The sequence below is a fragment of the Alkalibacterium kapii genome, assembly GCF_007988865.1.
GTDB lineage: Bacteria > Bacillota > Bacilli > Lactobacillales > Carnobacteriaceae_A > Alkalibacterium > Alkalibacterium kapii.
Map to the genome: position 1 here is coordinate 1 of NZ_BJUY01000036.1, position 10,175 is coordinate 10,175.

Below are 10,175 nucleotides of genomic sequence, written 5' to 3' on the forward strand. Positions count from 1 at the left end.
CTTCGATGGGTGTTAAATTAGGAAGAATAGCTAATTATGGCGCTACATCAAGTCCCATAGGTCAATTACAAAAATTATTTAATTAAGTTCTCTTTCTCAATCGTTAAAGACGCTCGTAGAGCGACGAAACGATTGAGAAAGAGCCAAATAAAATGAGTGTTAGTTATTTCTAGAATAACTTTCCGTCAATAACTTTACACATACAATCCAATCGCTATGGTAGACAATGGTAAAAGAATTTGCTATACTAATGATTGTGATAAATAACTTACTTTTAATAAGTTAGTTAAATTATAGGAGGAATTCATAATGGTAAGAGAGTTAACGGATAAAAACTTTGATCAAGAAACAAGTTCAGGCTTAGCTTTAACAGACTTCTGGGCAGAATGGTGTGGCCCTTGTCGTATGCAGTCTCCAGTTATTGATGAATTAAATGAAGAGTCTGACGGTAGCGTCGACTACTATAAATTAGATGTCGATGCAAATCAGGCAACACCAAGTAAATTTGGAATCATGAGTATTCCAACACTACTTGTAACAAAAGACGGAGAAGTTGTAGATAAGCTAGTTGGCTATCACAGCAAAGAACAGATCTTGTCTAAGTTAGAACAACACAAATAAGAACCATCAAGGGAGGGTAAAGACTAACAGCTTTACTCTCTTTTTATTTATTTGCAGCAAGGGGTTCGACAGGTAGCGCAGTTAAATGAAATTGAAATAACCGAATCTGGACATCTTCGGCACATGCAGAGCAAAGCATCCGTGGAATCAGCCGAACTATTCATAAATCGAAAGGTACTTTGAAAAAAATGAAGGAAATAAAAATAAAAATCACAACAATACATGAGTGAGTAAGTTAAAAGCAAAGTCTATGCTGCAATGTGACTATTCTATGACATTATCTGTTTATAATCAGTAATTAATTGAATCCACCTATACATTCATTCATAAGTACTATAAAATGATGATAATCAAGGAAAAAGGTATGTGAAATTATGATGCATTAAGGGTTCCGTCCATTTATATCAATCAGTTTGGAGAGTAATTTTTATGACTTGTAGTAAAAATGACCTGTCTGATAGAGCCCATTCGGTTAAATACAGGTATTTAATAGTATGTAGAGAAAAGACAGTGGAATTAGAAGTTATGAATCAGGATATTCTGTATAATGCTGATGGTGAACTGGATTGTCCACTCGATATGGTCCTGCACAAAAATGGCTATTCTTTCAATGATTTAATGGCGTGGGACGCAAAAGAAATACACTTTATCCGACAAAGTAAAGATGAAACCGATACAGTTAAAAGCGTCAAGCTGAATGTGAACTTATAAAAAGAAGTGACTTATCTATATAAAGATAAATCACTTCTTTTTTTGATAGACAGTATCGTAAATAACATCTCTCTAATTACATATAAAATAACACACAAACAAACAGCGGATGGAGATCAATCAGTAAAGTTAGTGTCTGATTGCAGTAACAATGTTACTATAGATTTTTTTGGATGGACGGTATATGTAGCTTCAGCATAATGATCCGTAATCTGCTGATAGCCAGCCGCAAGAAAACCGGCTTCTAATGAGAAAGTCGCATTCGTTTCATGTGATAATCGATGAGAGACAAATGAACCGGACCACTCATAATGAAGGGCTTTTTTTGTCTTTTTTGAAAGAACCAGCTGACCGGCAAATCTTTTGTTCATTTGCTGGATAAGGTCATCCAGAGAATCGAACGCGTGAGAACGGGCAAGCTCTTTTCCAGCAAAATACAGAATATCTGCTTCATTATCTTTAAGTAGATTAGGTAGTAGAGTATCTCTCAAGAGGCTTAAACTATTCAAATAGGTTAATGATTCATTCTCAGTTTGCATATTTTCACCTCTTACTTTTAGTCTCTAATGTATTCACGGTTAGTCTTTCACTTTTAACTGAAATTCTTTATAATAGAAAGTGAGACAAAACATACTTATCCATTTTACCTTTTTTTAAAATAGGTTTCTACAAAAAAGTATAAAATACAAATAAAAGTTAATGACTGAAAATAAATACGCCAGAAAGAGTATAAATTTAACAGAAAGATTAAAATGAGGTTGTATAATGATAACAAACAGACCAATAGGATTACTGGATTCTGGGGTAGGGGGCCTTACGGTTTTAAAAGCTGTGAAGAAGCGGTTGCCAGAGGAATCGTTTATATATATAGGGGATACCAAACGCTGCCCCTACGGTAATCGTACTAGAGAAGAAATTATTACTTATACCTTGGAAATGGTGCAGTTTTTAATTGAGAAGAATGTTAAGATGATCGTAATAGCCTGCAATACTGCTACAGCTCATGCGCTCGAAATCGTTAGAAAAAAAGTAAGCATACCAGTGATGGGTGTGGTCAAGCCCGGGAGTAAAGAGGCCGTTGGGACTTCTTCTTCCAAAGAAATCGGCGTACTCGCCACAGTAAGCACGGTGGACTCAAAATTTTACGATCAGTCCCTATTAAGCGAGGATAAACAAGTCAAAGTCAAAAGTTTAGCCTGTCCAGAGTTTGTAGATATCGTAGAGGATAATGCCTATGAAACACAAAAAGCTAAACGAATGGTTGAAAATAAATTAGCCGATTTCAAAACAGAAGACATGGATACAGTTATATTAGGCTGTACTCATTTTCCGCTGCTGGCAACCTTTATACAGGAAACTTTAGGTGAAAGTATCACACTGATCGACTCTGGTGCAGTAACATCCAATGCTGTCAAAAAAGTGTTACTTGACAATAAACTGGAAGCAAAAAATAATCGACCGGCATATATGCATATCTTCACTACAGGACCAGAAGAGATCTTTCGCATGATAGTAGAAAAGTGGCTGGGCACAGAAGCATTTGATTTAAAACAGGTAACATTGGAAAGGTTGAAGTAATAAATGGAAACCAATAGAAAAATCGTCATAGCGACAAAAAACAAAGGGAAAGCCAAAGAATTCGAAGCACTTTTCAACAAAAAAGGGTACCAGGTGATGACGCTTTTGGACTTCCCAGAAATCACAGATGTAGAAGAAACAGGAACGACTTTTAATGAGAACGCCCTTTTAAAATCAGAAACCATTGCCAGAGAATTAAATACCCTTGTGTTGGCTGATGATTCAGGATTAGTAGTTGATGCACTGCATGGTCAGCCTGGGATTTACTCGGCAAGATATGCCGGTGAAGAGAAAAACGATGCTAAAAACAATGCAAAATTATTAAATGAACTTGCTGATTATAGCGGTAAGGACAGAAAAGCACATTTTCATTGTTCACTCGCTCTTTCTCATCCAGAAAAAAAATCACTTGTTATCGAAGGCAAACTTGATGGGGTGATTGCTGATGTTCCCCGAGGCGAGCAAGGGTTTGGTTATGACCCACTGTTTTTGATACCAGAGAAGGACCGGACATTGGCGGAATTCACTCAAGAAGAAAAAAATCTAATCAGTCACCGGGCAAATGCTCTGCGAAAGCTGGAAAGTGATCTGGATGAATGGTTGAATAATAAGTAGAGAGGAACGTACAAGATGAAACTAGTCGTGGTCAGTGATAATCATGGCAACACATACTTTATGGAAGAAATTTATTCGATCCATCAAGAAGATACTGATGAATGGATCCATTGTGGAGATTCTGAATTACTGGAAACTCATCCTTTATGGCAAACATACAAAACGGTACGGGGAAATATGGATATCACCAGTAAATTTAAACCTTTACGTGTAGAGCGTCTTGGTGATCTTTGCTATCTCCTTGTTCACGGGCATCAGCACAATATAAAAAGTACTTATCAAACGCTTGGCGACCTTGCCGAAAAAGAGGATGCAAAAATTGTGTTTTATGGACACACGCATAAACCTAAAGTAGAGAAAGCAGAAGGCATTATATTCGTCAATCCTGGGAGTATCACCCAGCCAAGAGACAGAAACAAGGGGACATATTTAGTCTTGACCGTAAATGATCAATTATCAAACATGACATTTACTTTCTATGATCAGGATCATAATATTCAGGAAGACTTAAGCACACAGATTTCTTTAAATAAAGAATGAAATCATTAAACAAATTGATCAAATTGAGGGTGCTTGATCAACTGGAAATACAGAGAGTTTAAAATAAGTGATCGATGAGGATGCTTTCTGTAAGGAGTGAAAAAATGATAGGCGAAAAAATAAAGAAACTTTTAATTGAAGATGAAAAGACTTTGGTCAAACCAGCCGACCAAGTAGCAGTTGTAGGGGTTAAGAACCGACTGAACCATGCGCTTTTACTGCTGACGACAGATAAATACGCAGTTGTACCCGTGCTGGATGATCAGTCAAAAATGCAGGGACTCATTTCCATGCCGACGATCATGCAGGCTATTATGGATATAGAAGATGTCCGTTTTGAAAAATTGGCTGAAATCGAAGTAGAAGAAGTCATGGATACGAATTATCCTTATGTTTATGAAGACTTTGAATTGGAAGATGTCTTGAATAAACTGGTACATCACGCATTCATTACTGTGGTCGATATCCAGGGTTATTTCAAAGGAATCATCACACGCAGTGAAATATTAAAAGGAACGAACCGGATCGCTCACGAATTTGAAAGAAAATACAGTGTGACAGAAAAAGCAACGGTCATTCAATAAAATTTAAAAGATAAAAAGCATTTCAGCCAATCGATAAAGGGCTGGAATGCTTTTTTATAATCAAATGCTGTAATATAAAAGGCTCATTCTTTGCTTAATAAAAGGGCAGGTTTAGGCAAACGAATACCTGCGTTCACTAGAGCAGATACATATTTTTCATAAAAAGTATTACGCATGGCGTATTGCGTTCCCGACTCTGTATACATAATGACTTGAACCGCAAGCTGACCAGGATCTATGGGAACAAAGGAAATTTCAGTTGGAGCAATCGTGATTTCATCATAATCTGGTATGGCTGTCTGATTTACATTATCCAGCGCTTCTCTTACTAAATTTAAATCAGCAGCTGGATACAAGGGGATTTGAATGAGCACTCGCATATCAGCCCGTGAAAGATTGCTTACTATAGTAATTTCACGGTTAGGGATAAAATGAAGTGTCCCATCGAAATCTTTTACTTGCGTTGTTTTCAGATTAACATCCTCGACCGTACCGGTAAGACCTTTTATTTGAACGACATCTCCAACGTCTACCTGTTTTTCAAGTAAAATCATGAACCCGTTCACGATATCCGATACAAACCCCTGTGCGCCTAATGAAAGGGCCAAACCAAGAACTCCGGCACTGGCAAGTAAAGTCCCTACAGGAACACCGATCAGTTCTAGAATTGTATAAACGAGAAAAAAATAGAGAACAGCATTGAATATATTCTTGCTCAATTTGTGCAGTGTATTTAAACGATTGGGAACAGTGTGTTTTTCTTCAATATATCTTGCAAATATTTTTTCAATAACATAACGACCGATACGTCGCAGCACAAAGAAAACAATCAGGGCCAATATGATTTCCAGGAACAATAAAAGGATAGACCAAGTGACTTCTTGCCAGTCAATAGCGCTCCATTTTTGCAAAAATAGATTTACTTCTTCATCAACATTTTCAATAGTATTACCAGGTTCACTCATAGTGAATCTCCTTTCGCAGATATTTGAAAATCTCAGTACTGTTCAGTTTAACATTATTTATAGAAGATACAATCTTTTTAATGACATTATAAAGCATCTCGGTTGCAATTTTAAAGCTTAAAATGGTAACCTTTACCTATAGAGAATAAAAGAAAGAGGGATAATTATGACAGGTGGAGAAATAGCAGCATTAATAGCAGCAATCGCTTTCGCAGTCCTTGTTTTAGGCTTGATATATGTCCTGTTCAAGGTTGCTAAAATGGTTTCCGAGTTAAATACGACAGTCGAAGAAGCAAACAAAAGTTTAAGTACGATTACGAAAGATGCTGATTTACTGTTGATCGAAGTGGAAGGATTACTTAATAAATCCAACGTGACACTGGATGATGTCAATGGTAAATTAAGCCTGACTGATCCATTATTCAAAGCTGTGGGTGATTTGGGTGAATCTGTATCGAGCCTGAATAATTCAACGCGAAATCTCAGCTCTCACTTAGCTAGCGCTTCTAAGCGTGGTGCTTCGATCGGTATTGCAAAAAAAGTAGGATCGACAATGAGCAGAAACAAAAGAAAATAAAGGATCACTCACCAGAGAAAAATAAAAAAGGAGAGATTTCTAGCTATGTTCATAAAAAAGATAGGAAAAGTGTATGAAATCAAAGGATTTGTACTTGGTACGTTCGTCGGAGCTTCAGTAGCTGGTTTAACTGCTCTGCTGTTAGCTCCAAAGTCTGGAAAAGAAGTACGCAATGATATCAAACAGCAGACACTGAAAACCAAAGAACAAGCAAAAGATTATGTTGAGAAAGCCAAAGATAAAGGTATGGAATTGAAAGATTCTGTCAGTAAAAAAAGCGATGAGTATGCTGAAAAAGCTTCAGAAAGCTATGAGGAATTAACTGAGCAGGCCGAAAAAAACATGGACAAAACAGAAGAAAATCTGAATAAAATCAAGCAGGAAGCAAAAGAAACAGCAGAAAAAGTGAAAAATCAGATGGATAATGAAGAAAAATCCGGTAAGAAGAATGATCCCACTGTTCCGGTAACAACTAGCCGGGCAGTAAGTAAAGAATCTACACTAGATTCAGAAAAATCAACTGAAAATAAGTCTAAAGACGTAAAAACAGATGCCACATACTTTAATCCTGAAAATAAATAAGAAATATACGACTATAAAAAGGAGCGGTGATAACGCATCCTTTTTTTACGCACGAATAGCTTCTGCATGCATCAATAGAAGTTATAGTGTTATAATAAATTAGATCACCGTAAGCAATTGAGCTTCAAGAAATACTTAATGCGAAACAACATAAGTAAAAGTATCAGAAAGAAAGAGGGGTCAAGATGCAAATCATCAGTACAATCGATGCGGTAAAAGTCATTGCTCTTACTGTCGTGTGTTACATCTCGATCGTAATTATTTTAAGAGCTTCAGGAAAAAGAACCTTATCCAAAATGAATGCTTTTGATTTCATTGTCACCATCGCTTTAGGGTCTGTTTTAGCTACAACCATCGTAAATTATAAAAATGCGTTCTGGAATGGGATGTTGACCTTTACAATGCTGGTTGTATGCCAGCATGTGGCTACCTGGTTATCAGTCAGGTCCGATACGGTAAGTCAATTGCTGAAATCCGAACCGGCACTTCTTTACTACAATAACGCTTTTCAGAATAAAACGATGAAAAAAGAAAGAGTAGACAAAAATGAATTGAAACAAGCGATAAGAAAAGCTGGTTATGTCTCTTTTGAAGGTGTTTCTGCTATTATTTTAGAAGCAGACGGCAACTTGACAGTCATGTCCAAACGCGAAGAAAGAAACCTGAGGAAAAAAGATTTTGTCTTTATAGATGAGTAAAAGTAATTAGAACAGATCTCTATTACTACAAGGCGTAAAAAACAGACAAACAAAAAGGTTGGGACCTTTTTCCCAACCTTTTTTCATGAACTATTTTACAGGCAATTCAATTAAATCTTTGGTTGTATGCGTGAGCGGGTGTGCTCCAGATTCTGTGACATAAATGCAATCCTCGATACGAACGCCAAAGTAGTTTTCAATGTAGATGCCCGGTTCGATCGAAAAGCACATATTTTCTTTGATGAGAACTTCAGATCCTGGAGCGATATCAGGATATTCATGAACGGATTTACCCAGACCATGTCCAAGTCTGTGAGTAAAGTACTCACCATAGCCTGCATTTTCAATATGAGCTCTGGCAGCTCGATCTATTTCCAAAGCGGACACTCCGGGGCTTACTAAGGCTTGTGCTTTTTCCTGCGCTTCTTTGACAACTGTATAGATCTTTTTAGTTTCTTCATCTGCTTTTCCATAAACGATTGTCCGTGTCATATCGCTTGTATAGCCATTGTAAACAACACCCAGATCGAAAAGGATCCATTCATTAGGTTTGAGCTGACGGTTACCCGGAGTACCGTGCGGACTTGCAGCGTGATCTCCGAATAAAACCATCGTAGGAAAGCTCATTTCCTTGACGCCATATTTTTTTATTTCAAATTCGATCAGCGCAACAACTTCTTCTTCTGTGATGCCTTCTTTTAAAGCGGACATACCGATGGACAACGCTTTATCCGCCAGCTCACCGGCTTCTTTCATTCGATCGATTTCAGCAGGCTGTTTAATGACTCTCAATTCCTGAATAAGTGAGGTCATATTAACAAAAGCAGCAGACGAGAAAATATCTTTCAAAGCATGGTAACGTGAAACAGTTAAAAAGTCCTCATCGATTCCGATTTTCTGTATCTCAGTCGAAGCGGCATGCAATGCTTCTTTTAAAAGTTTCCACGGTGATTCTTCATCTTTATAGGAAATAATATGATCGAATCCGCCAACCGCTTCAGCAGAAGATAGATCTAACTCAGGAACGATCAGCCAAACTTTATCGACAAGAATAAGCGCTGCGGTGACACGCTCGTGTGGGTCACTTTCAAAGCCTGTCAGATAATCTACAGTTAAAGGGTCGTCAAAAAAGAGCAAATCGATATGATTTGATGTCATATGATTTTGTACTGTGTCTATTAACGTCATAACAAAACCTTCTTTTCTCTAAAGTAATTCAAGTCTATCAGAAAAATGCTCGTGAGTATAGGCCAAGTAAGCCTTTTCTGAAAACAGAAAAGAAAATTTCATGAAAGTGTTCCTTTTGATTGAAATTGGTAGTAGACTCTGTTATCCTAAGGTAGAAGTATGCGCTCACAAAATTCTCTATTAAAGGAGTTAAATTATGGATAAACAAACAATTACAATATATGATGTTGCCCGAGAAGCTAGTGTATCGATGGCAACCGTATCACGAGTCGTCAACGGAAATCCTAATGTCAAACCAACAACAAGAAAAAAAGTACTTGAAGTTATAGAACGACTGGATTATCGTCCCAATGCAGTGGCAAGAGGATTAGCCAGCAAAAAAACAACAACAGTTGGGGTCATTATCCCAGATGTAACAAATCTTTACTTTTCATCTCTTGCTCGAGGCATCGACGATATCGCTACGATGTATAAATACAACATCATACTGGCCAATTCAGATAAAAATGAAGAAAAAGAAGTGCAAGTATTGAACACACTTTTGGCTAAGCAAGTAGACGGTGTTATTTTCATGGGAAATAAAATCACAGATGAATTACGTGCTGAATTCTCTCGTTCTCGAACGCCAGTCGTTTTAGCAGGAACAGTTGACCCTGATGAACAAGTAGGCAGCGTAAATATTGACTATGAAAAAGCTACTGAAGAAGCGACAACGAAACTGATAAATAATGGACACAAGAAGGTTGCTTTTATTTCCGAAAGTCATGAAGAACCAATCAATGGTATGTATCGTTTGGCTGGATACAAGAATGCACTTGAAAAAGCATCGCTTTCTTATGACGATGATCTAGTGGTCCAATCTGAATACACTTACAAAGTAGGAGAAGTCGTCTACGAACAGTTAGAAAAAGCTGGCGCGACAGCTGCAGTAATTGCAGATGATGAATTAGCTTTAGGAGTATTGAATGCGACACTGGATCGTGGTGTTAAAGTACCGGAAGACTTTGAAATCATCACTTCCAATAACACTAAACTGACTGCCATGAGCCGTCCGCAACTGACAACCATCAAGCAGCCACTTTATGATATTGGTGCGGTTGCTATGCGACTTTTAACGAAATTGATGAACAAAGAAGAAACAGATGAAAAAACAATCACATTACCTTACTCGATCGGTACAGAAGGGACCGTCAAGTAGGTAAAAAAATCTGGAGACTTTCCTCCAGCTTTTTCCTGTTTATAGGGATCACGTTGTCCGTACGGGAACACTACTTTTTAGCACATAAGCACCACAAGTAATGGCTCTAATGATTTAGAGATTACTTTCTTTGAAGTAAGTGAAAGAGAAGGGATGCGTGATAGTAGTATAGTGACAAGCCCCTGAGAAAAAGCAGGAAGAAGTAGTTGCAATAACGGTTTGGCAACATGTTTTTGAGAAAGAAGAGGAAAAAGTAGTTGCAATAACGGTTTGGCAACATGTTTTTGAGAAAGAAGGGAGAAAAGTAGTTGCAATAAC

Annotated in this window: 14 protein-coding genes; 10 read left to right on the forward strand and 4 right to left on the reverse strand. The window is 37.4% G+C overall.

Going from position 1 to position 10,175, the window contains the following annotated elements:
- Positions 1-309: 309 nt before the first annotated feature.
- Both trxA and AKA01nite_RS08810 read left to right on the forward strand, forming a co-directional pair.
- Positions 310-621, forward strand: coding sequence for a thioredoxin (trxA, locus tag AKA01nite_RS08805; protein WP_146924956.1), 312 nt, complete (start codon positions 310-312; stop codon positions 619-621).
- 429 nt (positions 622-1,050) lie between these two features.
- The gene (locus AKA01nite_RS08810) at positions 1,051-1,332 is read left to right on the forward strand and encodes a hypothetical protein (RefSeq protein WP_146924957.1); all 282 of its coding nucleotides are present in this window, start codon (positions 1,051-1,053) and stop codon (positions 1,330-1,332) included.
- 116 nt (positions 1,333-1,448) lie between these two features.
- Here AKA01nite_RS08810 and AKA01nite_RS08815 read toward each other — a convergent pair whose 3' ends face one another.
- Positions 1,449-1,871 carry a DUF2507 domain-containing protein gene (locus tag AKA01nite_RS08815; RefSeq protein WP_146924958.1) on the reverse strand — a complete coding sequence of 141 codons (423 nt, stop codon included), beginning with the start codon at positions 1,869-1,871 and terminating at the stop codon, positions 1,449-1,451.
- 226 nt (positions 1,872-2,097) lie between these two features.
- On the opposite strand from AKA01nite_RS08815, the gene racE reads away from it, so the two are divergent.
- The 4 genes from racE (at position 2,098) to cbpB (ending at position 4,649) form a co-directional block, all read left to right on the forward strand.
- A complete protein-coding gene (racE, locus tag AKA01nite_RS08820; protein WP_246117018.1) occupies positions 2,098-2,910 on the forward strand; it encodes a glutamate racemase in 813 nt (270 codons plus the stop codon).
- Positions 2,911-2,913: 3 nt separating this feature from the next.
- Complete coding sequence (locus tag AKA01nite_RS08825) at positions 2,914-3,525, forward strand: XTP/dITP diphosphatase (RefSeq protein ID WP_146924959.1); 612 nt, start codon at positions 2,914-2,916, stop codon at positions 3,523-3,525.
- 15 nt (positions 3,526-3,540) lie between these two features.
- A complete protein-coding gene (locus tag AKA01nite_RS08830) occupies positions 3,541-4,065 on the forward strand; it encodes a metallophosphoesterase family protein (RefSeq protein WP_146924960.1) in 525 nt (174 codons plus the stop codon).
- 104 nt (positions 4,066-4,169) lie between these two features.
- Complete coding sequence (gene cbpB / locus AKA01nite_RS08835; protein ID WP_146924961.1) at positions 4,170-4,649, forward strand: cyclic-di-AMP-binding protein CbpB; 480 nt, start codon at positions 4,170-4,172, stop codon at positions 4,647-4,649.
- A gap of 83 nt (positions 4,650-4,732) precedes the next feature.
- Here the strand turns inward: cbpB and AKA01nite_RS08840 are convergent, their stop codons facing one another.
- Positions 4,733-5,614, reverse strand: a complete 882-nt coding sequence (locus AKA01nite_RS08840; protein WP_146924962.1) for a mechanosensitive ion channel family protein — start codon at positions 5,612-5,614, stop codon at positions 4,733-4,735.
- 166 nt (positions 5,615-5,780) lie between these two features.
- Here AKA01nite_RS08840 and AKA01nite_RS08845 point away from each other — a divergent pair, with 166 nt between their 5' ends.
- From AKA01nite_RS08845 to AKA01nite_RS08855, 3 genes are all read left to right on the forward strand, one after another.
- Positions 5,781-6,191: a DUF948 domain-containing protein gene (locus tag AKA01nite_RS08845; RefSeq protein ID WP_146924963.1), complete on the forward strand. Its 411-nt coding sequence runs from the start codon at positions 5,781-5,783 to the stop codon at positions 6,189-6,191.
- A gap of 45 nt (positions 6,192-6,236) precedes the next feature.
- Positions 6,237-6,773, forward strand: coding sequence for a YtxH domain-containing protein (locus AKA01nite_RS08850; protein WP_146924964.1), 537 nt, complete (start codon positions 6,237-6,239; stop codon positions 6,771-6,773).
- Positions 6,774-6,958: 185 nt separating this feature from the next.
- Complete coding sequence (locus tag AKA01nite_RS08855) at positions 6,959-7,471, forward strand: DUF421 domain-containing protein (protein ID WP_146924965.1); 513 nt, start codon at positions 6,959-6,961, stop codon at positions 7,469-7,471.
- A 90-nt stretch (positions 7,472-7,561) separates the two neighbouring features.
- Here AKA01nite_RS08855 and AKA01nite_RS08860 read toward each other — a convergent pair whose 3' ends face one another.
- Positions 7,562-8,659 (reverse strand): M24 family metallopeptidase, encoded by a 1,098-nt coding sequence (locus AKA01nite_RS08860; RefSeq protein WP_146924966.1) that lies wholly within the window; start codon positions 8,657-8,659, stop codon positions 7,562-7,564.
- A 196-nt stretch (positions 8,660-8,855) separates the two neighbouring features.
- Here AKA01nite_RS08860 and ccpA point away from each other — a divergent pair, with 196 nt between their 5' ends.
- Complete coding sequence (gene ccpA / locus AKA01nite_RS08865) at positions 8,856-9,857, forward strand: catabolite control protein A (RefSeq protein ID WP_146924967.1); 1,002 nt, start codon at positions 8,856-8,858, stop codon at positions 9,855-9,857.
- A gap of 77 nt (positions 9,858-9,934) precedes the next feature.
- On the opposite strand, the gene AKA01nite_RS09350 is transcribed toward ccpA, so the two are convergent.
- Positions 9,935-10,175, reverse strand: a 241-nt coding sequence (locus AKA01nite_RS09350; RefSeq protein WP_222592504.1) for a hypothetical protein, incomplete at its 5' end; no start/stop codon positions are given.

Coding starts and splice junctions, on each gene's coding strand:
- trxA (WP_146924956.1), top strand. CDS start 310: ATGGTAAGAGAGTTAACGGATAAAAACTTTGATCAAGAAACAAGTTCA.
- AKA01nite_RS08810 (WP_146924957.1), top strand. CDS start 1,051: ATGACTTGTAGTAAAAATGACCTGTCTGATAGAGCCCATTCGGTTAAA.
- AKA01nite_RS08815 (WP_146924958.1), bottom strand. CDS start 1,871: ATGCAAACTGAGAATGAATCATTAACCTATTTGAATAGTTTAAGCCTC.
- racE (WP_246117018.1), top strand. CDS start 2,098: ATGATAACAAACAGACCAATAGGATTACTGGATTCTGGGGTAGGGGGC.
- AKA01nite_RS08825 (WP_146924959.1), top strand. CDS start 2,914: ATGGAAACCAATAGAAAAATCGTCATAGCGACAAAAAACAAAGGGAAA.
- AKA01nite_RS08830 (WP_146924960.1), top strand. CDS start 3,541: ATGAAACTAGTCGTGGTCAGTGATAATCATGGCAACACATACTTTATG.
- cbpB (WP_146924961.1), top strand. CDS start 4,170: ATGATAGGCGAAAAAATAAAGAAACTTTTAATTGAAGATGAAAAGACT.
- AKA01nite_RS08840 (WP_146924962.1), bottom strand. CDS start 5,614: ATGAGTGAACCTGGTAATACTATTGAAAATGTTGATGAAGAAGTAAAT.
- AKA01nite_RS08845 (WP_146924963.1), top strand. CDS start 5,781: ATGACAGGTGGAGAAATAGCAGCATTAATAGCAGCAATCGCTTTCGCA.
- AKA01nite_RS08850 (WP_146924964.1), top strand. CDS start 6,237: ATGTTCATAAAAAAGATAGGAAAAGTGTATGAAATCAAAGGATTTGTA.
- AKA01nite_RS08855 (WP_146924965.1), top strand. CDS start 6,959: ATGCAAATCATCAGTACAATCGATGCGGTAAAAGTCATTGCTCTTACT.
- AKA01nite_RS08860 (WP_146924966.1), bottom strand. CDS start 8,659: ATGACGTTAATAGACACAGTACAAAATCATATGACATCAAATCATATC.
- ccpA (WP_146924967.1), top strand. CDS start 8,856: ATGGATAAACAAACAATTACAATATATGATGTTGCCCGAGAAGCTAGT.